The sequence below is a fragment of the Rheinheimera baltica genome (assembly GCF_030731985.1).
GTDB classification, from domain to species: Bacteria; Pseudomonadota; Gammaproteobacteria; order Enterobacterales; family Alteromonadaceae; genus Alishewanella; species Alishewanella baltica.
This window is the reverse complement of sequence record NZ_JAPJDY010000001.1, coordinates 561,830-585,704: the sequence shown is the minus strand read 5'-3', so window position 1 is coordinate 585,704 and position 23,875 is coordinate 561,830. Positions and strand designations below refer to the sequence as shown.

The window sequence follows — 23,875 nt, the reverse complement described above, 5'->3', positions numbered from 1 at the left end:
ACGATTGTAGGTGTGATCAGTCTAATTAATTAGTGTCACAGTCGGCTCGCGCGGTGTCTGCCATAGTTCGGGGTTGGCTTGCAGGTACTCAATAAACGCCTGAGCCGCTGCTTTGCAATCACTAGCTGATGTTTTACAGGGTAAGGCTGGCACAGCTAGATATTCTGCTTTATATGATACTGCACCGCTACTATCTTGTGAGGCTATCACACGTTTAACTGCATAAACGTGGGGTTGCTTATCCTGTAAAATCACATCCAGCCGGTCACTAGTTTGCTGCTGGGCCTGCTGTAATACCTGCCAGCCATCATTACCGTCCGCCAGATATTGCGTTGTGGCCAGTGTATAAACTTGCTCTGGCTGAATATCCTGCCATTGGTTGTCTCGCCACAACTGTAATTGAGACAACTGCGCCTTCCCTTGTGCTATTTGTTTGGCGGTATAGCGTAATTTGCCACTATACGGAAATTTCCCCGCATGGGCTCCCGGTACCAGTGTTGCACTAATAGTATCGGTTAATAACGCCGCTAATTCAGCGCCACTGACACTCATTATGCTTAAAGGGGTATTAAATGGCAGTACCTCCAAACGCACGTTGCCTTCATACACCGTGCCGGCAGCAAGTGGTGCTCTGATATTACCCGCGCCAATGAGCGCAAAATCAACTGTACGCTGTGTTTTTGCCTGCAGCTGCGGCTGATTTAGCCAGTACACCATCGCGTCTGCAATATAGCCTGCTAACGCTGAACCATGGCGATCGCTACCAGCCGTACCCGGTAAACGCACATGATTAACACTGCGCGGCGTTACGCTAACTGCACTGCCGTATGCTTGCTGTACTGCAGGTAAATACGTTGAGTCCAACACATCGCGCAATGCTTTATCTTCACTAACAATGGCGGTGCGAGGCAAACCGGCAATATAGCGCTCAGTTTCAGCTTGAACCTCAGGTAAAATGCGACTGGATTCATCGCGTCGCGGCGAATTAAAATAGTCTTTACTGGCCAGCAAGGTATTCTCGCCAATACAAGCTTGTAGTTGGCCATTGCGGTTAAACGTTAACATGGCTTTACCTACCGCTTGTGCAAACTGCCCTGCTTGTACTACGCACGTTTGGTTGTTGCCATCGGGGTTTGCCACCATTTCAGCGTAAGGACGCTGATTTCCCAAATACCAATGCCGGAAATCGCCCAGTAAACTGTGGCTATGGCCTCCGACAATGGCGTCAATACCATTTACGGCGCTGGCAAGCGCTAAGTCGCGCTGATGCCCCAAATGTGTTAGTGCAATAATATGTTTCACGCCCAGCGCAGTTAACACATCTACTGTTTGCTGTGCACTTTGTATTTCGTTATAAAACACCAGCGCACCGGTATCGGGTGCTATGGCGCGCATATCCTCAAGCGCCAAACCAAATACCGCCACCAGCTCACGCCCTGCTGCAGTGTCAACACTGGCTACGCGCTGCAGTTGGTTGTTATCAAGCACAAATAAGCTGTAAGGCTTCAGGTTTTGGCTATTGGCCAACAACGGCTCAGCGGCCGTATTAATATTGGCGGCCAGCACAGGAAAGTTTATCTTATCAACAAAGTCAGCCAGCTTGTTCAGGCCAATATCAAACTCGTGATTGCCCAGTGCCATGGCATCAATCTGCATACGGTTTAAGACATCAATATTTATTTTTTGCTCAAATAGCTCGAAATAGGCGCTGCCTTTAAAGGCGTCCCCGCCATGCAAAAACAAAGATGGGCTCTCTTGTGCATTAGCCTGTTGGCGTAAAGTTTGCGCATGACTGAACAAACGGGGGTGACCGCCTATGTAGGTGTATAGCGGTTGTCCTTTAGCATCTTTTACACTGGCGGGGCTGGCATCAAACTGAGAGTGTGTGTCGTTAATATGGATTAAGGTTAACGTTAACCCTGAATCAGGCTCAGAAACTGCACTGCATCCTAACATCATGGAAGCAAAAAATACTGCTGGAACACCCAATCGCATAACTATTAACCTTTATATCACGCAGACATTTTTAAAGCGGCTACCTTAGACACAAAGCCGTTTAAGCTCAAGTGAAAATACTATGGCAACTTCTGTTTTGATAAGTGCTGCAGGCATATTAAAGCGCAGCACGAATTTTGTCAGCCAGTGCTTTAATTTTGTCCATATCTCCCATCTGCGCACCATGCCGGTTCAATTTTGACAGATGCTCGGGGATTAAATGAAAATGCAGATGCGGCACGGTTTGTCCGGCAGCACTGCCGTTTAACTGCATCAATACGACGCCATCGAGCCCCAATGTCGATTTAAGTGCTGACATCACTTTTTGTACTGTTGTCATGGTGTGGGTTAGCTCGTCCGCCGGGATATCCAGCAAAGTTTCTGCTTCAAACTTGGGGATCACCAACGTATGGCCTTCGGCCTGCGGCATAATGTCCATAAAAGCCAATGTGTAGTCGTCTTCATACACTTTGAAACTGGGAATTTCATCGCGCAGAATTTTGGCAAAAATATTGTTGCTATCGTAGCTCATGCAGTTCTCCTTTAGGCAGGCTTATGCAACCAAGTATGCCAGCATATTAGGGCATAAAACCAGCTTTTGACGACACCTGACAGCTCACAAACGCGGGCTTTATCACCCGGCGCCATACATTTTTACCGGAACGCGCCGTAAACCCATCCCTGGGGGCTCGATTATGAACCTCATCCTTGACGTTCACCCTGCGGGCCAGCAGAGCTGTTCAAATTCGTTCCTGACGAATTTGTCGGCGCCGTCCGGGCGCTCAACGGTTCCGGCTAAAAAGTATTATGCCGGGCTCAATCAAGCATCGCGGCAGATTTTATCAATCAGGTACTTCGCATGAAACCTCAGATGCTGCTCAATAAAGCTGGCGATAAAATAATAGCTGTGGTCATAACCCGCCTGCAGGCGGATCTCAGCCGGCGCAGCGCTTTGCTTCGCCGCAGCAATTAAATTGTCGGTGCGCAATTGCTCAGGATAAAAGCTGTCTGCCGTGCCTTGGTCAACCAATAATGGCAGCGGATCTTGCGCTACAGCTAACAATACTGATGCGTCATATTGTTGCCATTGGTTTTCATCTTCGCCTAAATACCCACTAAAAGCTTTAACTCCCCAAGGGCAAGCAACCGGATTACAAATAGGTGAAAATGCCGAAATGCTACGATAACGTTCGCTGTTGCGCAGGCCAATCACTAAGGCACCATGGCCGCCCATTGAGTGGCCGCTAATAGCGCGTTTATCAGACAGCGGTAAATGCTGCTCTAGCAATTGCGGTAACTCGGTTACTATGTAGTCATACATATGATAATGCGTGGCGTACGGTGCCGCTGTGGCATTTACATAAAAGCCCGCACCTAAGCCAAAATCATACGCGCCGTCTGGATCATCGGGAACCCCATCACCGCGCGGGCTGGTATCCGGCATAATCAGCGCTATACCAAGCTCTGCGGCAATACGCTGAGCACCGGCTTTACTGGAAAAATTTTCGTCGGTACAAGTTAAACCCGATAACCAATAAAGCGCGGGTACTTTGCCATGTTCGGCCTGTGGCGGTAAAAACACCGAGAACTGCATATCGCAGCTCAGTACAGTGGATGTATGAGTGAAACGAATTTGCCTGCCACCAAAGCAAAGCTGCTCACTCACTTTGGTTAATGCTGAAATTGTCATAGTCTGCCCATAGTGTTCAACAAGGACAGATTACAACACCCGCCTTGGCTCGCCACAGTAACTCGCCCTACTGCCTACGGCAGGGCTCAGACACTCTGTGGCGACCAAAACGGGGTTCTAATCCGCCCATCAATTACATTCGCTTGATATTAAAAGTGAATTACCGTGCGAATAGACTTACCTTCATGCATCAAATCAAAGGCTTCATTGATACGTTCCAACGGCATAGTGTGCGTAATAAAGGTGTCCAGCTCAAACTCGCCGTTTAAATAGCGGTTTACGTAATCAGGCAGTTCGCTACGGCCTTTTACGCCACCAAACGCAGTGCCGCGCCACACCCGACCAGTAACCAGCTGAAATGGCCGGGTAGATATTTCCTGGCCTGCGCCTGCAACACCAATAATCACCGACTCGCCCCAGCCTTTGTGGCAGCATTCCAGTGCCGAGCGCATCACATTAACGTTACCGATACACTCAAAGGAGAAATCCACGCCGCCATCGGTCATTTCAACAATAACGTCCTGAATAGGCTTGTCGAATTTTTTTGGGTTAATTACATCAGTTGCACCGAGTTTTTTCGCGATATCAAACTTATCTTCATTGATATCAATAGCAATAATACGGCTGGCTTTGGCCATGACTGCACCAATAATTGCCGATAAACCAATGCCACCCAAACCAAACACGGCAACGGTGTCGCCCTCTTTTACCTTGGCAGTATTCATCACTGCGCCCATACCAGTGGTTACACCGCAACCAAGTAAACACACTTTTTCCAATGGCGCTTCTTTGTTAATTTTTGCTAATGAAATTTCAGGCAGTACCGTGTATTCAGAAAAGGTCGAAGTGCCCATGTAGTGATATATTGGCTTACCGTCTTTTGAAAATCGCGTAGTGCCGTCTGGCATTAAGCCCTTACCTTGGGTAGCACGAATGGCCTGACACAGGTTAGTTTTACCTGATAAACAAAACTTACATTTGCCACACTCAGGTGTATACAGCGGAATAACATGGTCGCCCACCGCAACCGAGGTTACGCCCTCGCCTACAGCTTCCACAATACCGCCTCCTTCATGGCCTAAAATTGCGGGGAAAATACCTTCCGGATCTTCACCCGACAGCGTAAAAGCATCGGTGTGGCACACGCCGGTGGCAATAATTTTAACCAGCACTTCGCCTTTTTGCGGTGGCATTAAATCCACTTCTTCAATCGATAATGGCTGGCCGGGGCCCCAGGCCACAGCAGCGCGTGTTTTGATCATTTGCATCAGGTTGTCCTTTTTGTTGTTCGCACAGGGCAAAAAATCTGTTAACAGCAAGTGTAACCTGATTTTTATTTTTGCCATATCAGTATGAATACCCCTAAAATGCAAATTAGTTTTTCATATATGCAAAACGTAACAAGCAATAGGCTGCGGTTAGAACCCCGTTTTGGTCGCCACAGAGTGTCTGAGCCCTGCCGCAGGCATTAGGGCGAGTTGCTGTGGCGAGCCAGGGCGGGCGTTGTAACGCAAGCAGCCGGTTAACGGAGCAGAGGGGCTTAGTGAAACAGTGGATTGGCATTAGTGAATTTGTCGCCGTGGCAGAGCTGCAAAGCTTTACCAAAGCTGCAAAGCAATTAAACATCTCAGTGGCGCAAGTAAGCCGCAATATCGCCGAACTTGAAGCCAGTTTGGCGATAAAACTGCTGTATCGAAGCACGCGCAGCGTTAGCCTAACCGAAGAAGGTCAATTGTATTTGCAGCATTGCCGGCATTTAGTGAGTAGCTTAGAAGAAGCTAATCGTACCTTAGCTAATTTAAACGCCACACCACGTGGGTTAATAAAGATTACCGCGCCGGTCTATTACGGTGAAACCCGCATAGCCCCCTTACTACATGACTTTCTTCAGCGTTTCCCCGATACCGAATTGGAGCTGCATCTAACCAATAATCGTCTTGATTTAGTCCAAGCCGGTTTTGATTTAGCCATTAGGCTAGGGCAATTAGAAGACTCCAGTTTAATTGCCAAAAAACTCGCTAGCCGCACTCAATATGTTGTTGCAGCCCCTGATTATTTGCAAAAGTTTGGTTTGCCAACGTCAATTGCAGACTTATCGCACCATCAGTGCTTAACCGGCACATTATCCGTGTGGCGTTTTAACCAAAGCGGAAAAATAACCACTTTTAAACCACAGGGTAGAATTTTATGTAATAGCGGTGTGGCGCTGCTTGATGCCGCGTTAAAAGGATTGGGTCTGGTACAACTGCCGGATTACTATGTGCGTGACCAATTGCAAAACAACAGCCTGCTCTCCGTGTTAGATGATATACGCCAGCCTGACGATGGCATCTGGGCCATCTACCCACAAAACCGGCATTTATCAGCCAAAGTTAGGGTGTTAGTGGATTTTCTATCTAATCACTTAGCTTTGTAGTGGTTTAACAACATTTTACCGGAGCAAACGTCATAACCAACGCCAAATTTGGCTTACACCACAAGCTGCTTTATGATGGCTACTTTAGATAACTTTGCGGATAAACTTATGAAAAAATTGCTTTGCCTCATCGCTGTTATGTTATTTACCCCTTTGAGCTTCGCTGAAACTTACAGCGACGGTGTGCATTATCAAACGTTAGAGACTCCACGTACCGAGTCAAAACAGGTTCTGGAATTTTTCTCTTACTACTGTCCGCATTGCTACAATTTTGAACCTGTAGTTCAGGCGCTAAAAGCAACACTGCCTGAAGATGCCAGCTTTATTCGTGCTCCGGTACCCTTTATTGGTGCCGACATGGGGCCAGAATTACAAAAAGCGTATGCCCTTGCGTTAACATTGGCAGCAGAAGATAACATTACACCGGCACTGTTTAATGTCATTCATCAGCAACGTAAAGCGCCACGTGACCGTGATGCAGTGCGACAACTGTTTGTCGAGCAAGGCATAGACGCTACGACCTTTGATAACCATATCGACAGTGTGCCGGTATTAAACCAAGTTATGCAGTTCAACACTTGGCAGCAAACTTATGCGATTAACTCAGTACCAAGTTTTATTATCAACGGTAAATACAAAATTATCGTTACGTCAGTTAAAACACAGTCGGAATTTATCGCCTTAGTTAATCATGTGCTTACATTACCAGCACAGGACACTGCTAATGCAAACACTGAAGATTGATCTGGTTTCTGACATTGCCTGCCCCTGGTGTGCTATTGGCTACGCCAGGCTGGAGCAGGCACTGACAACCTTACCCGAGCTGAATGTAGATCTGCAATGGCATGCCTTTGAATTAAACCCAGACAAAAACGCACCGCAAGAGCACATCCTACCGGCATTAAGCCGTAAATATGGTCGCAGTGAAGACGAAATGCGCTCAGCACAAAGCAACATGATGCACATTGCAACGGAGCTTGGAATCAATTTTAGTAAGCTACAACAACGCTTTACCTGCAATACCTTTGATGCGCACCGACTGGTGAAATGGGCAGCAACACAGCAAAAAGCCACCGCAATGAAGCTGGCGCTGTTTAACGCCTATTTTGGTGAAGCTAAAGATGTGTCTGATGCCACAATTTTGGCAGAGTGTGCAGTTCAGGCAGGACTAAATAGCGCCGATGCCGCTCGCATTTTGCAGACAGATGAATACAGTGACACTGTGAAAAGCGACATTGCTAAATACCAGCAGGCGGGTGTTTCATCGGTACCGGCTTTTATAATTAATAACAAGTATTTGATTTCAGGTGCGCAGGAGCCAGCACAATTGGCTGCCAGCCTAAGACAAATTGCCAACGAAATGGCTTAGGCTGTTAGGGTGCAAGTATCTTGGGAGCAAATCGATAGTGGCCGGTAATGTTATAGTCAAATAGCATATCGGCCAGAACCGGCCCGGCACCAATATTATGCACAATTAACGGCCGCTCGCCGTCGATTGAGCGTTGGTCTACGACAATACCGATGTGCGGCAAATTCCCTGGTAATATCCAGCTAACGACGTCTCCGGGCAGGTAATCATTACCCCGGTTACTGAGAGGCAGTGACTCACCATGACGGCTAAAAAAAACTTGCAAGTTTGGTACTCTGCGGTGATCAATATTGCTGTCAGGTTTGGTTAGGCCCCAAATTCGTTTTGACGGATACGCCATAAAGTTATCGCGCATGTCTTCATGAACCCATTGCTGCAAATCAATACCTAAAGTGCGGTAGCTACGGATCACCACATCCGTACAGACGCCAATATCAGCTGGTACATCACCGTTAGGGTAAGCAATACGTAAATAGCGGCCATCATAACGTACCTGATGCTCAGTGCGTTGAAGCGCCGCTGCAACTAACTGCTCACTAAACGTTTGGGCAACGCTGTACCCTGGCACTATACACAGCAGTAAAATCGCGATTTTTATGTAATGGTGCAAAGCTGACCCCGGCATAAACCTCTCCTTGTAAGGCCATTAATATCAGCTGTAAGGCCCATCACACGACGTAAAGTTCACTTTATTGCAACAATGATTCAACCAGCAGCGCAATGCCCTGGCCGCCACCTATACACATAGTAACTAAACCATAGCGTCCACCGGTGCGCTCAAGTTCAGCAAGTAACTTAATGATCAAAATAGAACCCGTAGCGCCTACCGGATGCCCCAGTGCAATAGCACCACCATTGGGGTTGACTTTGGCAGGATTTAAATCCAATGATTGGCTTACCGCCATCGCCTGCGATGCAAACGCCTCATTTGATTCAATTACATCAATATCAGCTACTGTTAAACCCGTTTCTGCCAGCACTTGCTGCACGGCCGGTATTGGCCCCAACCCCATTACGCCTGGCTCTACACCAGCAAAAGCATACCCCAAAATTCGTGCTTGTGGCTTAAGGCCTCGTTTATCGGCCTCGGCTTGGCTAGTTATCAGCAACGCTGCAGCACCATCATTTAAGCCAGAAGCATTGCCCGCAGTAACAATGCCGTCTCGTTTAAACGCAGCTTTAAGTTTGCTCAGGCTATCCAAGCTGGTGTCAGCGCGAATATGCTCATCACGTTTAAATACGCGCTCTATGCGGCCCTGCATTACCGTGATCGGCACTATCTGACTGTCAAAATAACCCTGTTGCTGCGCAAAAGCCGCTCGCTGTTGGCTTTGCACGGCAAAGCTATCTAAATCCGCACGGCTAAAGCCATACTGCGCGGCGATAGTTTCGGCGGTAATACCCATATGGCCGCTGCCAAAGGGGTCAGTTAAAATACCCAGGGTGAGATCGATAATGCCAGCGTGCCCCATTTTTAAACCACGGCGTACATTGGGTAGCAAGTAAGCACCGTTACTCATGCTTTCTGCGCCACCTGCCAATGCAATACTGCTTTGCCCCAGCTGTATCAGTTGCGCCGCCGAAATGACCGATTGCACTGCCGAGCCACACAAGCGGTTAACATTAAAGGCCGCAGAGGTTGGCGGCATCCCCGCATTTAACGCAATATGCCTGGCTAAATAGGCATCTTCAGCGCTGGTAGTAATAATATGGCCAAATACCGCATGGTCAACGTCAAACGCAGTAAGCCCCGAGCGGCTGATAGCCTCTTTGGCCACAGCAGTACCGAGCTGTGCCGGACTAAAACTGGCTAAACTACCGCCAAAGCTACCAATAGCGGTGCGGGCACCGGCTAAAATAACCACCTCTGATATTTTCATGCCTACTACCTCTAGTTTACTAATTGCGGTCTTTTTGCCTTTGGCAGGCTTTTAACAACTAACTGATAGGAGTTTTCAATCTGGCGTTTGATTTCGTTATCCGGCACGCTGGCATCCAGCAGAACGGTATTCCAATGTTGTTTGTTCATATGGTAACCAGGTGAAATGGCCGGGAAAATATCGCGCAGCATCAAAGCTTCGGCCGGATCACACTTTAAATTGACCCGCGCCACACCCTGCTCTTCGCCTAAAATAGCAAAAATTTTACCGGCGACTTTATAGACATAGATATCCGGACCAAACGGGAAATCCTCAATGCTTTGCAGTTGCATCAGGCAGTGATCGCGGCATTGCTGAAAATCGAAAGCCATAAATAGCTCCTGGTATAGTGATGTAAAAAGAAGGCCGGTTTGCACACACCAACACGCCGTGAATACATCCCTGTAGGCTCGATTCAGGCATCCATGCCTTCAACGGTTGGTTTAGCACAAGCCGGCCTTCTTGTCGCAGTCAGGTTTACCCTGTCTTGCTATTTTTTCACTACTGCTTTGTGTATTTATCCAGCCACTGAAACACTTCGTTATACCAGCGCACGCGGTTGTCTTTATTTAAGATCCAGTGGTTTTCATCCGGGAAAATCACCAGGCGTGAGTCGATACCCTTGCGCTGCAAGTTAGTAAAAGCCCCTAAACCCTGCGCATATGGCACGCGGTAGTCTTTTAAACCATGAATAACCAGCATCGGCGTTTGCCATTTATCCGCATGGGCGGCTGGGTTAAACTTCTGATAGTCAGACTCAGGCTGCCAAGCCGGGCCGCCTAAATCAAACTCAGGAAACCACAGCTCTTCTGTGCTGCCGTAAAAGCTTGGCATATCATACAAACCCGCATGGTTTACCAAACATTTAAAACCGGTTGCCCAGTTACCAGCTATCCAGTTCATCATATAACCACCGTAAGATGCACCCAATGCACAAGCACGGTCGCCATCAATCCAGGGCTGGGCTTTAACAATATACTCAAAACCTTTCTTTAAATCTTCCAGAGGCTTACCGCCCCAATCACGGCTGATAGAATCCGTAAAGGCCTGGCCATAGCCGGTTGAACCATGGAAATCTACCATCACTACCGCATAGCCTTGGGCGGCATACATTTGTGCATTCCAACGCTCATTAAACATATTGCCAAAACTGCCTTGCGGCCCGCCATGCACTAAAAACGCCATCGGGTATTTTTTCTTAGCGTCAAAGTTCCATGGTTTTACCAAATAGCCGTAAACGGTGTCGTCGTTAGCGCCTGTAAAACTAAATTGCTCATAATCACCAAATTGTACCTGTTCACGCCAGGCGGCGTTTATATCGGTAAGCTGGGTTAAACCGCTACCATCTAAATTAAGCTGAAACACCTCTGCCGGCATATCCAGTTTATGATTAGTAAACACAATTTTGTCACTGGCAACGTTAAGCGCTCCGGCAGTGCCGTCGCCAAAGACTTTGCGATGATCACCAAAACTGGTGTTAATGGCGTAGATACTGTATTGACCAACATCCTGAGTGGTAACATAAAGCGTGCGATTATCCGCACCAAATTTGTAATCGCTAACAGAGCGGTCAAACTCCGGTGCCAGCGCTTTACGCTGCCCGGTCACCATATCCAACAGCATTAAGCCAAATTTGTCAGCCTCGGCTTGCGGTTTGGTCATGGCTTTATATGCCATAAAACGGCCGTCAGCCGAAAAAGAGGGCTGTGCATCCCAAGCCGGATTCGCCGCCGTTAAATTTTGCTTTTCGCCACCGGTTACCGGCACCATAAAAATATCATAATTAGTATGCCATGCTTGATCCGTAGCTGGGATCTTGGCACTGAACACTAAACGGGCATTATCAGGGGTAAAAGAAACTTCTTTCATGCCGGCAATATCGGTATTCCACTCGCTCATCAGGTTAGTAGCGTCTTTCACTGCCTCTTTGCCAAGCGCCGCAACATGCAAATGGCTGCGATACGGCGTTAACCAGTGATCCCAATGCCTTACCATTAACTGATCATACACCATGGCGGTGTCTTTTTTCGCAGCATCAGCGGCTTTAGCATCTATCGTACATTGCAGATTTTGACAGCCTGGCTTTACCGACAGCGACAGCGCGATTTTCTTACCATCTGAAGACACCTTAAAACCTTCAACTTCAAGTGGCAGATCGGTTACTTGCAGCGCTTCGCCACCATACAATGGTAACTTCCACACTTGATTTGTGCCGCTACGGTTGGCAACAAAGTACAAACTTTGACCATCAGCGGCCCACTGTAACTGGCTTTCACGGCCAGCGCTTTGCGTTAACCGGGTCACTTTATTCAGGTTGGATAAATCCATTAAATACAGATCACTGGAGCTGTCTGTTGGACTAAAGCCAGCATTGGTCTGGCCGTAGGCAACAAAACGGCCATCGGCAGACAAGACAACATCGTGTAATTTATTAAACTGGTTTAAATGCTCTACGGTCAGTGGGCCTTTTGCCATTGCGGCATAACTGCATAGCACCGACAGCGCTACTAAGGTCTTCTTCATGCTATTCCCTTGATTATGTATTTATTACCCATATTGAGGCAGATAAAATAAAGGCCACAGTTTCGCTGTGGCCTTTGCTGGATCAGGCCTTAGGCGCCGTATCCATATTTTCAATATTTACTTTCCAGATAGCCGGCCCCTGCTGGTGCACGTTGTTACCATTGGAATCTACCGCTACCGTAACTGGCATGTCTTGTACGTCAAATTCGTATATGGCTTCCATACCTAAATCGGCAAACGCCACTACACGTGACTTTTTAATGGCTTTTGAAACCAAATAGGCCGCACCGCCCACCGCCATTAAATACACCGCTTTGTGCTGCTTAATACTGGCAACGGTTTTATCGCCGCGCTCTGATTTACCAATCATTCCCAGCAGACCGGTTTGCGACAGCATCATGTCAGTAAATTTATCCATCCTTGTCGCCGTTGTTGGGCCTGCCGGGCCAACCACTTCGTCACCTACAGCATCAACCGGGCCTACGTAGTAAATAAAACGGTTTTTAAAATCTACGCCATCGGGTAATGCTTCGCCTTTATTTAGCATATCGGCAATACGTTTATGTGCCGCATCACGGCCGGTAAGCATTTTACCGCTAAGCAATACCGTTTCACCGGCTTTCCACTCTAGAACATCTGCTGGTGTTACCGTATCTAAGTTCACCCGACGCACATTGCTACCAAGCTCCCAGGTCACCTGAGGCCAGTCTTCCAATTTGGGTGGCTGAATATCAGCCGGGCCGCTACCATCAAGGTGAAAATGCAGATGGCGCGTAGCGGCGCAGTTAGGGATCATCACCACAGGCAATGACGCAGCATGCGTCGGCACGCTGTTAATTTTAACATCCACTACTGTGGTTAAACCGCCAAGCCCCTGGGCACCAATGCCCAATTTGTTTACTTTTTCATATAGCTCTAAACGCAGTTTTTCATCGGCGGTTTCTGCACCTTTAGCAATAAGTTCCTGAATATCTACCGGCTCCATTAACGACTCTTTAGCCAGTACAGCGGCTTTTTCTGCTGTGCCGCCAATGCCTATGCCTAACATACCCGGTGGACACCAGCCCGCGCCCATTTTTGGCAGGGTTTCCAGCACCCAATCAACAATAGAGTCTGACGGGTTTAGCATGGCCATCTTGGTTTTGTTCTCAGAGCCACCGCCTTTGGCGGCAATCATCACTTCAACATGGTGGCCAGCCACCAAATCGATGTGCACTACAGCAGGCGTATTGTCTTTAGTATTTTTACGCGCACCGGCAGGGTCAGCAACAATAGAGGCTCGCAGTGGGTTATCCGGGTTTAAATAAGCACGACGGGTGCCTTCGTCTACCATCTGCTGCACCGTCATATCGGTTTTATCCCATTTGACGTCCATACCAACTTTTACAAAACAAGTCACAATACCGGTATCCTGACAAATTGGCCTGTGGCCCTCGGCAGACATACGCGAGTTAATTAAAATTTGCGCAATAGCGTCTTTCGCCGCCTGGTTTTGCTCTTTGTGGTATGCCACTTCCAGTGCTTTGATAAAATCCAACGGGTGATAATAGGAAATGTACTGCAATGCATCTTCAATGCTATCGATAAAGTCTTGCTGGCGAATAACCGTCATGTTTATCTATCCTCTGACGCCATTCACAGCGCCGTGTTTAACTATTAGTGTCGGTGCTGGTATGATAGCGCGCAACAGAAACAGCGGCTAGTCCCATTCATGCAGCAGTACCTTATTCCATCTGAAATCTTTGGCAAAACACCGGATAACTTACTGGCATTGTTCAGCCATTTTGCCGGTCAACCCTGGGCGATGCTGCTCGATTCGGCAGCGCCAGAGCACGTAAACAGCCGCTATGACATCTTAGTCGCACAGCCACTGGCCACGCTGGAAGCCAAAGCGGGCATTAGCATTTTAACCGATGAACACGGCGCACATAGTTACAATGAAGACCCTTTCACCGTGCTTAACTGCGCATTAAAGCGCTACTTTCCGGATAAAACATCCAGCACCCTGCCTTTTATAGGCGGCGCTTTAGGCTATTTTGGCTACGATTTAGGCCGCTACATAGAAAAACTACCCGCCACCGCTAATGCCGATATCGCCCTTCCAGATTTGGCTGTTGGCCTGTATAGCTGGGCACTGGTGCTGGATAAACAGCAACAGCAGCTGTGGTATGTAGATTATTATGGCAATGCAGAGCAAGCGTGGGCCAAGCTACAGCAAAAACTGCAGCATACCGAAGCGCCAAATAATACATTTAGTTTAACCAGTAGCTGGCAGGCTAATATGGACAAAGCCGGTTATGTGCAGCGTTTTAATCAGGTGCAGCAGTATCTGCTAAGTGGCGATTGTTATCAGATTAATCTTACCCAACGTTTTAGCGCGTGTTATCAAGGGGATGAGTGGCAAGCCTATTTGCAACTACGGGATAAAAACGCCGCACCTTTTTCTGCTTTTATCCGCCTGCCACAAGGCGCAGTACTCAGTATCTCGCCAGAGCGTTTTTTACAACTACAGGGTAGCCAGGTTGAAACTAAACCCATTAAAGGCACCCGCCCGCGTGGTACCTGTCCGCAAACAGATGCAGCAGAAGCCGACGCACTGCAGTTATCGCCCAAAGACAGGGCCGAAAACGTGATGATAGTTGACCTGCTGCGCAATGATTTAGGCAAAGTTTGCCAACCAGGCAGCGTTGCCGTGCCGCAACTGTTTGCCGTTGAAAGCTTTCCGGCGGTGCATCATTTAGTCAGTACCGTTACCGGTACCTTGTCACCTCAATATAACGCCAGTGATTTGCTGCGCGGGGCTTTCCCGGGAGGGTCTATCACCGGCGCCCCCAAAGTACGTGCGATGCAAATTATTGAGCAACTCGAACCACAACGGCGCTCGGTTTACTGTGGTGCTATTGGTTACATTAACAGCAACGGCGACATGGATACCAATATTGCCATTCGCACGCTTATTTGTAGTGAAGGCCACATTTACTGCCAGGCCGGTGGCGGCATAGTGGCCGACTCTGATGCCGACAGCGAGTACCAGGAAACCCTAGATAAAGTGAATAAGATATTGCCGGTTTTGGCACAGCAGGCACAATAACATGCAGGTTGCAGAGTTTCGTTATCGCTTTTTACTACAACCTGCGGCCAAAGCTGGCTCTATTCCAAGCACCGACGAACAACAGGCAGCTGTATTAGTACCGGTTATTGATTACGGCGACAAACTGCATATTTTATTTACCCAGCGCGCACTGCACTTGCGCCATCATCCTGGCCAAATTAGCTTTCCCGGTGGCCGCATTGAGCTTAACGAGTTAAGCGCGGATGCTGCATTGCGTGAAGCACACGAAGAAATTGGCCTGCTTCCCACTGAAGTTGAATTGCTAGGCCGCCTACCCATGCAAGCCACCAGCACCGGTTTTACCATTCAGCCCTGGGTAGGCCTGCTAAAACCGCAGCGCAGCTGGATATTACAAGCTGACGAAGTCGCCGGTATTTTTGAAGTGCCGTTAACGCATTTTTTAACGCAAGAAAACCGCCATCAGTTTAGCCTGCCACTACGCGGTAAACTGCAACACTTGCATGCCATGCCGTATCAGGATAAGTTTATCTGGGGCGCTACTGCCGCCATTTTACATAGGTTGTGTTTGCAATTGGCTTAAGGCGTAGTTGTCAGCTTATCAACGTTGCTAACAACTTTACAGCCAAAACCAACGGGTAATGAGTGGTATCTGCACCATTAGGTGATCCAAAGTTCTCAACGTCCGGTTGCTTTATCCGTTCATGTCTTGTTAATGGTTTGAAACGGATAGTAATTTTAAAACAACTGTTTTAACGGAGGCGGTCCGTCAATCTTTACCTTATTTACTGCTTCTATCCAATACTCCCAGAATGCAGAATCAGCAGGAGTGTCAGCCCCAACCAGTACTCTCCCCCACTAAGAATATCAGTTAAGTCTTTAGAACCGGTCGCTTCCAAGTATGCTTGTAGCATGTAAAGCATCGCTTCATACCCTTCTTTTTCAGTAATGGTTCTATTGCTACTAATTTTCATGCTTATTAGCTACGCCCTGTTTTTAAAATGCCTTAAAGGGATTTAGTGGCACCAGATTATGAATATCTGCGCTCATTAGCAGTAGGTTTGCTATAAGTCATCACAATCACTGTATTTCTGCCTTGTTCCTTAGCCGAGTAAAGTGCTTCGTCAGCCAAATTAACTAATTGCTCCAAGTCGATTTGATCAGGCGTCGCACTAACAACACCAATACTCATCGTCACGTTGCCTATGTTATCAATTTTAATATTTTCAATTTTCGCGCGCAGATCTTCTGCTAGCTGTTTAGCTTGAACACTATTGGTATTGGGTAAAAATATCAAAAACTCCTCTCCACCCCATCGCAGTGGGATATCAGAATCCCGTATGCGGCTTTTAATTTCTTTAGCCACACCTTCTAGCACTTTGTCTCCTACAGCATGGCCAAATTGGTCATTAATTCGTTTAAACCAATCTAAGTCCATCAACATGATAGACATGGGGTTATTGTTCCTTTTTCCTAACTCCCAACTTGGGTGAACCAGCTGGGAAAATGCACGGCGATTATACAAGTTAGTTAAAGGATCGTGCAGTGCATTACTTTCTGCGCTTATACGAGCCTCTTGAGTTAATTTGAAATTAAAACCAAGAGATATAGACAGCAATGACATCTCTAACAGCATACCCACTTCTATCCCTCGAAACGCCCAATGCGAATAAGGAATAATTCCCCAGGTCGCAAAACTGGAAATAGTAGCCCCTCCGGCTCCCATAATGACTGCGGGGATAAAAAATTTGGCTAGGGGATCTTTGTTTTTGTACGCCAAGCATCCAATCATTAGCATCCATACAGATAGGATTGTTAACATGACCAACTGAATCATTATGATAAACGAGCGATTGCCAGACAAAAATATAAGCCCGGCTATGACTATTAAACTGACATATATTCGGTGCCTATAGCCATGCAAAGCGGGTAAAAAAGTACGGGTATTTAAAAAGCCTAAAGTAAACATTACTGCCGAAAACAGATAACAGAACATCAGGCCAGGCATTAACCACTGTTGCATGGTTACCGAGCCTGACCAAACCACCCAAAAACCATGTCCGGTATAAGTGAAATTGAATGCAGTAAACGCCAATAAATAGATGGGATAGAGTAAATACCTGAGTTCTCTTAAATAAAAATACAAGGCGAGATTGTATATAAGCAGTATCAGTAACCCACCATACAAAGCACCATAAAAATAAGCATTTTTAGCAAAGGTCGAGGCCATTGCCATTTCGCTACCTAGATAGATAGGAATGGTCATAGGGTCTTGAGAGTTAAACCGAAAAAGCACATGAGACGTGCCAGTGGGAAATTCATGCGCAACCGAGGGCATCCGTTCTTTTCGCAAACGTTCCGTAAGAGGCACGTTATCGCCAATCGACACCCGGTTAATTAATTCGTCGGCAGCAAAAAAATACAGATCAATATTATCTAGCCAGGCATTGTCAATTTTTATAACGCTTGGCAGAGGCACGTCAGCGGCATTCTCAACGGGTAATACCGCCCAGATTGTGTTTTGGGTAAAACCGAAACTCACTTTATTATGACTATTTTGAGTAAACTCATTGTGTTTGAACGCGGTAAACGCTTGCTGAGGATTTAAGCTGGATTTTACGTCATCGAGTAAAAATAAGCGGTTATTAACCAGTGTTATTTGAGAGTCCGGTGATGGTGCATCTGCCATCGCAACAAAAGACCACGAACACAATATAAATAAAATGGTTGCTCTTAAGAGCATTTGGCAACGGCTCATGCGTAATTATTGTGATCCCTTTAATGACTCAACGTCATTTGATTACAGCGTTAAAGCCACATAGCTTTTTGACTAAATAGTTAATTTGATAGCCAATACTGCTGTGATAGCAAAATAACCAACACGGTTAACTATAGTCTATATCTAAGCCAATATAGTAAGTGCTGGCAAGACGTTGAATGACTGAAAAGAAAACCCGGATAATTCTCTTCTCTAGACTGAGTCCTGTCAATTAAAGCCAGCTTTATTAGCGATAACAATTTTTTCAAAATAACTTACTGAGGAAAAGGCGTTTAACAAATTTTACTTATGGCTTCCCTAACCCATTAGTTTTTCTCATCTGTAATAAGCACCGACCAGTTACCAACCGGCTTACGAAACCCGCCGCCTTGGGCTACAATGCCTTCATTCTGATTAGCAGACAGCAGACATTATTATGATTATCAGCGCTTTTGACATGTTTAGTATCGGCATAGGCCCTTCCAGCTCGCACACCGTAGGCCCAATGCGGGCAGCAAAAAAATTTACCGACGATTTAACCGAACAAAACCTACTCGACAAGGTAGCCAGTGTTAAGGTTGAGCTTTATGGCTCATTGGGCCAAACCGGTATTGGCCATGGCACAGGCAAAGCGGTAATTTTAGGCTTGGCGGGCTATTTGCCCGAAACTGTTGACCCAGACACCGTGCCGGGCCTGTTAAAGCAGGTTAACGACGAGCAGCAAATCAGGCTGGGTAAACAGCAACCGGTTAGCTTTCCTCGTGAAGGTGCCATTGTGTTTCACCGTCGTAAAACGCTTAAAGAGCATTCCAACGGTATGGAGCTGATTGCCTTTGATAAAGATAAAAACATCGTACTAAGCGATGTGTACTTTTCTATTGGCGGCGGCTTTATTGTTAAAGCTGAAGATTTTGCCAAAGAAAAACAAGCGGCAAGCCAATTTGCTGCGGCTAACCCGCCGCCATTTCCGTTTGAGTCGGGCGCAGAGCTTTTAGCCTTGTGTAAAGAGCATGGTTTGTCGATTGCCGGCCTGATGCTGGAAAATGAAAAAGTGTTACGCACTCCGGCACAAATTACTGATGAGCTAAACAATATTTGGCTTACCATGCGCGCTTGTATTGAACGAGGCATTAAAACTGAAGGTATATTACCTGGTGGTTTAAAAGTGAAACGCCGCGCGCCAGCGTTGTCTAAAAAGCTGATGGCCGAGAAAAGCAGCGATCCGTTACAGGTTATGGACTGGGTTAACCTGTTTGCGCTGGCAGTAAATGAAGAAAATGCCGCAGGCGGCCGCGTTGTAACCGCACCAACCAACGGTGCAGCGGGTATTATTCCCGCCGTGTTAATGTACTACGACAAGTTTATTCAACCGGTAACTCCCGATATCGCCGTACAGTATCTGCTTACTGCAGCAGCTATTGGTATTTTGTATAAGAAAAATGCCTCTATTTCCGGTGCTGAAGTAGGCTGTCAGGGCGAAGTTGGCGTTGCTTGCTCAATGGCAGCCGCTGCGTTAACAGAGATTCAGGGCGGCACACCGTTACATGTAGAAAACGCAGCGGAAATTGGCATGGAACATAACCTGGGCTTAACCTGCGATCCGGTTGGTGGCTTGGTACAGGTGCCCTGTATAGAGCGCAACGCCATGGGCTCAATTAAAGCCATAAATGCCTCACGGTTGGCACTTCGCGGTAGTGGCGATCAGAAAGTCTCGCTGGATAAAGTGATTAAAACCATGTGGGACACCGGTAAAGATATGCAAACCAAGTATAAAGAAACCTCCCGCGGTGGTTTGGCGGTAAATATTATCGAGTGTTGATTGCTGAGTAGAGCGCAAACCGGCCAGATTTAACAAATCGAACCGGTTTGCCCATCAGTGGAATATATTAACCAGGCTTTTTCGCCCAGGCGGCGCACCAACCTTCGGCGTTTACCAGTTTGCCTGGAAATACACCGCATGGCCGCCATGCCTCACTGGCATCGCCTTGTAGCAAAATACAATTTGAACAATTTTGTCCCTCTTTGGCTGATTTATGTACATACTGTAGTGCTTTAGCCTGCGGGTTTTCCGGGTCAACTTGTTCAGCGGCAAACGCTCTTAAGCTCAGGCCCCCCACACTCAAGCCAACAATACCACCGGCTGATAATTTTAAAAAACGTCGTCTGCTTGTCGTCATAATGTGTCCTCTGTTTGTCATTGCACTGAGACAGCGCTTACTATTTTTGTTAACTGATTACTAATACTGTTTTAGTTGAATATTGGTTTAAACCAAGTTTCTTTGCCATACACTAAACCAAAGCAGCCGCGTAACGTATTGGTTACAGCTTGTTCAGATTTCTCGATTACAGGAATACTCATGTCTGACGTTATTATTATTACCGGTGCGGGCCAACGGCTGGGTTTGCACTGCGCCTTAACGCTAAAACAAGCTGGGTTTCAGGTGTTAGCAACCTATCGCAGTGAAAAGGCAGGTGTGCAGCAAATGCGGGACGCGGGCATAAACTGTTATCAACTCGATGTCTGTGATACTGAGCAACTCAGTGAGTTTATTTCACATATTAAACAGCATTATCAAAAACTTAGAGCGGTAATCCACAATGCTTCTGACTGGCGTGCGGATGCTATAACCGATGTTAGCAACAATGTGTCAAATGATGCCGCTATTTATGATGCGATGCAGGCTGTACATGCTAAAGCGCCTTACATTATTAACCGGGCTTTAGCGCCAATGCTGGCCAACAATTCCGTTGCTGACATTATTCATATTACCGATTTTGTTGCCAGTGTAGGAAGCAGTAAACATATGGCATATGCCGCGTCAAAATCCGCGTTAACCAACTTAACCTTTAGTTTTGCCCGGGCACTAGCGCCAAAAGTAAAAGTAAATGCGATTGCACCAGCCCTATTGATGTTTAATCAGGACGACAGTGATGCTTACAAAACCAAGGCACTAAATAAGTCTCTGTTGCAGCTTGAGCCTGGAGCAAATGAAATGGCTAACTGCGTTACGTATTTACTAAATAGCCGATACATAACCGGAAAGGTACTTGAACTCGATGGCGGTAGGCCACTAAACCTACCTTAACCGAATTTCATCTTACAAAACGCACTTCCTGGCTAACCTTGGCAAAGCCCTGGTTTAATTTGCATGCGTTCACTGGCACAATGATAGGGAGATCACCGACTTGAATGAACTTATGAAAAGCTTACACACTGTATTCGCTTCAGTTTTAACTCTAACAACATTAATGTGTACAACCTTTTCTGTATCAGCCGAGCACCCTGTGACGACGTTTAATGCAGCAGGTAAGTGGCTTATGGATCAACAACACCAAACATTGGTTAACCCGCAAAGCTCAGGCTTCACCTGGCGGCATAATGAGATTATTCATTTGGGCGATAACAGTGCCGCAGAGCATATGCGCAATAAATTGTTGCGGGTAAACCCTGAGACAGCACAGCTCAATGCGGCACCAATATCAATCACCGTATCTGACAATATACTGAATGGCTGCTTTGGAGAGCTGTTTAGCCAATATCCCGATTATGAAGCACTGACATGGGACAGATTAGACGATACCGTTCTTGTGACCGTGACCGAAGATTCCTCGTTTATCACTTTAAGCCCTGAGTGCAAAGCACGTTATGGCGTTACCAACTCAACAGATTACCCAACATTATTGGTGAAGATTAATACCGATAAAGCATTAAGTTTCGCAAAGATCACCGCTGTACGTCCTGTCCAATTTCCAGCCTCAGCAGAGGTTGGTAATGCGCCCAATGATGGTATTGAAGGTTTAGCGTTTGATAATGCCGGCAATATTTATCTGGCATTAGAGCAAAATGCGGCTAACGCACCGATGATTTTTCAAACGAAATATGACAGTGCTTTCTGGCAACAAGATGACTATGTCAAGGTTCAGGACTCTGCATTTGCCTTACCGCTGCCTGATACCAAAGATCACCCGATTAATGACCTTGATTATCTACCCAGCCCCAAAATTGGCCATCCGGGATATTTGGTAGCCGTTGCGCGCAACGATGACCAAATCTGGATAATTGACATCAGCCAACACCAGCGGCCTTTTGTGCAGCAGATGGCCTACTACGCACCAACCACACCTAATAGCACCTGCCCGGCATATGAAAAAATGGTGCAAACCGCGGTTGAAGGCGTTGCCGTGCATAGCGATACATTGTTTCTGGTTAACGATGCCTGGAAAAAACACTATCCAGACAATATACAGTGCCCTGATAATGCCGAAAATTTTAATAAGTTTGCGCCGTTAATGTTTACGCTACCGGTAAACCCCCTATGGTTTATTCACCAGCAGAAATAGCGCATACTTAAGCATAAGCTGCACAGCTAAGCACGATCTGTTATTATTCACGGCTGCCTTAAGCGGTAAAAATCAGTGGGCGGGTGCAACTCTTCTTAGTTTTCAGGACAACCTATGATAAATCACTTTCGCGTACTTGGCGTAAAAACCAATGCTAGCGATGACGACATTAAAAAGGCCTATCGGCGCTTAGCGAATAAATACCATCCGGATAAACTGCATGGGCAAAGCGACGTTGAAAAAGAACAAGCTGCAGCGCAACTACAACGGGTCACTGCCGCCTATACTGTGTTGTCAGATCCAAAACAAAAAGCGGCGTTTATTAAAGATTTCAATAATGTCATTGTTACCGACCCCACTTCTGCGATGCAAGAGTTATGGGATCAGTACTATTCCTAAGCACATTACCGTTCTGAGAGTGATATGACTACCAAACTAAATATGGCACGAATTCGTGCATTGCAAACAGACGCATTGGAAAACATTGAGTCCTATATGGACCCTGATACCCCCAACGCCTTGGCACAATTTACCGCTAAGATAAAAGCGATATTACTGGCCGACCCACAAATGCTTGAATCACTGCCGGAATATTTACCGATGGCGCTATATGGTCGGGTAAAATTTCCCGCCGCAGTCGTGCCACAATGGCAACAATGGATCAACAGCGCCACCGCGCCCAGCTGGGACGAGTTTAAAACCTCAGTCGCATTTAACAATGCCGATGTCGAGCTGGTAAAGGCCATTCGCACTTATTCTGAAACCGTACTGATTGAAGCCTGTGCCGTATTATTTTTACTTGAAGTTAACGGAAAAATTACGGCCAAACGACGCAATGGCAGTGAAACCTACAGTGAGGATGCCAGCAGTAGCGACACACGCGAAGACGAAAACGGTGATGATTATGACGATAATAGCTATGGCGCTGATGGCAACGACGATTACGACGCCGATGAAGACAGCGACGAAGACGGTTACGATGATCAGTTCGATGATATTCGCTTTAAGGGAGAGTAAGTGTAATGAGTACGAATTTAATTGAAATCGCCGTAGCTGAAATTAAGCAACTGGCACTTATCGAACCCAAACAAGCCAGTAAGAAATTTGAGCTAATCGCCAACACTATGAGTGATGACCAGCTGGTAGAGGTTATTGAAAATATTGATATTGTCACGCTTACCCAAATTAACAGCGAACATGATATATCTTTCCCATCTATTATTTCTGAGTTAATGAGCCCAGAACGCATTCGCGATATTGTGTGTCAGCAACCACTTTACTGGGAAGAAAAAATTAAAAACAATGCTGAAGAACTGAAACAGCATACGTTTGATTTTCTTACCTACCTTATTCGCACCCAGGATACGGAAGACAAACAGGCCGCAATTTTGAGTTGTATAGCAGACGATCCGGCTGGTTTATTCTACTTAAGCATCCCTTTTATTGAAATTTACCGCGGTGAAATTCTCGAGTATGAAAATTACTGGGAAGACAAACTGTATGAAGATGAAGAACATTTGGAAGAAGCTGAAGCCTATACAGAGCGTAGTCAGACCGAAGATGCCAATAATTTGGGTATAGACGATCCACGCAGCTTGTTGGCGCTTATTCAGCAGTTAACACCAGACGTTGAAACTGCAATTAAAGCTCTGATCCGTAACGAAAATTCAGCGTGGGAAGGTATTATCAATAAATTTGCCAGCGAGCTGGTATTGCAAGCAAAAGAGAAAAACCAAACTACAGACGATGAATACAGCGAAGTGGACGATATGTTCAGCTTTTTGGATTAAGGAG

General features: G+C 46.6%; 22 protein-coding genes. 11 read left to right on the top strand and 11 right to left on the bottom strand.

Annotated features, from left to right (window positions below; all coding sequences use genetic code 11):
- Nucleotides 1-21: 21 nt before the first annotated feature.
- The 4 genes from ORJ00_RS02720 to ORJ00_RS02705 form a co-directional block, all read right to left on the bottom strand.
- Complete coding sequence (locus ORJ00_RS02720; protein ID WP_306138914.1) at nt 22-1,995, bottom strand: bifunctional metallophosphatase/5'-nucleotidase; 1,974 nt, start codon at nt 1,993-1,995, stop codon at nt 22-24.
- A 118-nt stretch (nt 1,996-2,113) separates the two neighbouring features.
- Complete coding sequence (locus tag ORJ00_RS02715) at nt 2,114-2,527, bottom strand: HIT family protein (RefSeq protein ID WP_306126738.1); 414 nt, start codon at nt 2,525-2,527, stop codon at nt 2,114-2,116.
- A gap of 288 nt (nt 2,528-2,815) precedes the next feature.
- A complete protein-coding gene (fghA, locus tag ORJ00_RS02710) occupies nt 2,816-3,685 on the bottom strand; it encodes an S-formylglutathione hydrolase (RefSeq protein WP_306126737.1) in 870 nt (289 codons plus the stop codon).
- Between the two features lie 149 nt (nt 3,686-3,834).
- Nucleotides 3,835-4,944: an S-(hydroxymethyl)glutathione dehydrogenase/class III alcohol dehydrogenase gene (locus ORJ00_RS02705; protein WP_440480622.1), complete on the bottom strand. Its 1,110-nt coding sequence runs from the start codon at nt 4,942-4,944 to the stop codon at nt 3,835-3,837.
- A gap of 284 nt (nt 4,945-5,228) precedes the next feature.
- Here ORJ00_RS02705 and ORJ00_RS02700 point away from each other — a divergent pair, with 284 nt between their 5' ends.
- The 3 genes from ORJ00_RS02700 (at nt 5,229) to ORJ00_RS02690 (ending at nt 7,470) form a co-directional block, all read left to right on the top strand.
- Entirely contained in the window at nt 5,229-6,101 is an 873-nt protein-coding gene (locus ORJ00_RS02700) for a LysR substrate-binding domain-containing protein (protein WP_027672290.1), read from the top strand.
- Between the two features lie 108 nt (nt 6,102-6,209).
- Entirely contained in the window at nt 6,210-6,845 is a 636-nt protein-coding gene (locus ORJ00_RS02695; RefSeq protein ID WP_306138913.1) for a thiol:disulfide interchange protein DsbA/DsbL, read from the top strand.
- On the top strand, nt 6,826-7,470 hold the full coding sequence (locus ORJ00_RS02690; protein WP_306138912.1) for a DsbA family oxidoreductase: 645 nt from the start codon (nt 6,826-6,828) through the stop codon (nt 7,468-7,470). Before ORJ00_RS02695 ends, ORJ00_RS02690 begins: the two co-directional genes overlap by 20 nt.
- A gap of 4 nt (nt 7,471-7,474) precedes the next feature.
- Here ORJ00_RS02690 and ORJ00_RS02685 read toward each other — a convergent pair whose 3' ends face one another.
- The 5 genes from ORJ00_RS02685 to ORJ00_RS02665 form a co-directional block, all read right to left on the bottom strand.
- Entirely contained in the window at nt 7,475-8,095 is a 621-nt protein-coding gene (locus ORJ00_RS02685; RefSeq protein ID WP_306138911.1) for a DUF1287 domain-containing protein, read from the bottom strand.
- A gap of 64 nt (nt 8,096-8,159) precedes the next feature.
- The gene (bktB, locus tag ORJ00_RS02680; protein WP_306138910.1) at nt 8,160-9,350 is read right to left on the bottom strand and encodes a beta-ketothiolase BktB; all 1,191 of its coding nucleotides are present in this window, start codon (nt 9,348-9,350) and stop codon (nt 8,160-8,162) included.
- Between the two features lie 11 nt (nt 9,351-9,361).
- Entirely contained in the window at nt 9,362-9,721 is a 360-nt protein-coding gene (locus ORJ00_RS02675; protein ID WP_306138909.1) for an MmcQ/YjbR family DNA-binding protein, read from the bottom strand.
- A 169-nt stretch (nt 9,722-9,890) separates the two neighbouring features.
- Complete coding sequence (locus ORJ00_RS02670) at nt 9,891-11,912, bottom strand: S9 family peptidase (protein WP_306138908.1); 2,022 nt, start codon at nt 11,910-11,912, stop codon at nt 9,891-9,893.
- 82 nt (nt 11,913-11,994) lie between these two features.
- Nucleotides 11,995-13,524: a fumarate hydratase gene (locus ORJ00_RS02665; RefSeq protein ID WP_306138907.1), complete on the bottom strand. Its 1,530-nt coding sequence runs from the start codon at nt 13,522-13,524 to the stop codon at nt 11,995-11,997.
- A 99-nt stretch (nt 13,525-13,623) separates the two neighbouring features.
- On the opposite strand from ORJ00_RS02665, the gene pabB reads away from it, so the two are divergent.
- Both pabB and ORJ00_RS02655 read left to right on the top strand, forming a co-directional pair.
- Entirely contained in the window at nt 13,624-15,003 is a 1,380-nt protein-coding gene (gene pabB, locus ORJ00_RS02660) for an aminodeoxychorismate synthase component I (RefSeq protein ID WP_306138906.1), read from the top strand.
- A gap of 1 nt (nt 15,004) precedes the next feature.
- Complete coding sequence (locus ORJ00_RS02655; RefSeq protein ID WP_306138905.1) at nt 15,005-15,565, top strand: CoA pyrophosphatase; 561 nt, start codon at nt 15,005-15,007, stop codon at nt 15,563-15,565.
- A gap of 447 nt (nt 15,566-16,012) precedes the next feature.
- Here ORJ00_RS02655 and ORJ00_RS02650 read toward each other — a convergent pair whose 3' ends face one another.
- Nucleotides 16,013-17,740, bottom strand: coding sequence for a diguanylate cyclase (locus tag ORJ00_RS02650; RefSeq protein WP_306138904.1), 1,728 nt, complete (start codon nt 17,738-17,740; stop codon nt 16,013-16,015).
- 436 nt (nt 17,741-18,176) lie between these two features.
- Here ORJ00_RS02650 and ORJ00_RS02645 point away from each other — a divergent pair, with 436 nt between their 5' ends.
- Nucleotides 18,177-19,559, top strand: coding sequence for an L-serine ammonia-lyase (locus ORJ00_RS02645; protein WP_037055221.1), 1,383 nt, complete (start codon nt 18,177-18,179; stop codon nt 19,557-19,559).
- Between the two features lie 67 nt (nt 19,560-19,626).
- Here the strand turns inward: ORJ00_RS02645 and ORJ00_RS02640 are convergent, their stop codons facing one another.
- Nucleotides 19,627-19,917 carry a high-potential iron-sulfur protein gene (locus ORJ00_RS02640; protein WP_306138903.1) on the bottom strand — a complete coding sequence of 97 codons (291 nt, stop codon included), beginning with the start codon at nt 19,915-19,917 and terminating at the stop codon, nt 19,627-19,629.
- A 180-nt stretch (nt 19,918-20,097) separates the two neighbouring features.
- Between ORJ00_RS02640 and folM the strand changes: the two genes are divergently transcribed.
- The 5 genes from folM to atcB all read left to right on the top strand — a co-directional run bounded on the left by folM (nt 20,098) and on the right by atcB (nt 23,871).
- Complete coding sequence (gene folM, locus ORJ00_RS02635) at nt 20,098-20,826, top strand: dihydromonapterin reductase (protein WP_306137994.1); 729 nt, start codon at nt 20,098-20,100, stop codon at nt 20,824-20,826.
- Between the two features lie 232 nt (nt 20,827-21,058).
- Nucleotides 21,059-22,081, top strand: coding sequence for a hypothetical protein (locus ORJ00_RS02630; RefSeq protein WP_306138902.1), 1,023 nt, complete (start codon nt 21,059-21,061; stop codon nt 22,079-22,081).
- A gap of 114 nt (nt 22,082-22,195) precedes the next feature.
- Nucleotides 22,196-22,480 carry a cold adaptation protein ActJcold adaptation protein ActJ gene (gene atcJ, locus ORJ00_RS02625; RefSeq protein ID WP_027672401.1) on the top strand — a complete coding sequence of 95 codons (285 nt, stop codon included), beginning with the start codon at nt 22,196-22,198 and terminating at the stop codon, nt 22,478-22,480.
- 24 nt (nt 22,481-22,504) lie between these two features.
- Nucleotides 22,505-23,098: a cold adaptation protein AtcA gene (gene atcA / locus ORJ00_RS02620; protein ID WP_306126723.1), complete on the top strand. Its 594-nt coding sequence runs from the start codon at nt 22,505-22,507 to the stop codon at nt 23,096-23,098.
- Between the two features lie 5 nt (nt 23,099-23,103).
- Nucleotides 23,104-23,871 (top strand): cold adaptation protein AtcB, encoded by a 768-nt coding sequence (atcB, locus tag ORJ00_RS02615; protein WP_027672403.1) that lies wholly within the window; start codon nt 23,104-23,106, stop codon nt 23,869-23,871.
- Nucleotides 23,872-23,875: the final 4 nt, after the last annotated feature.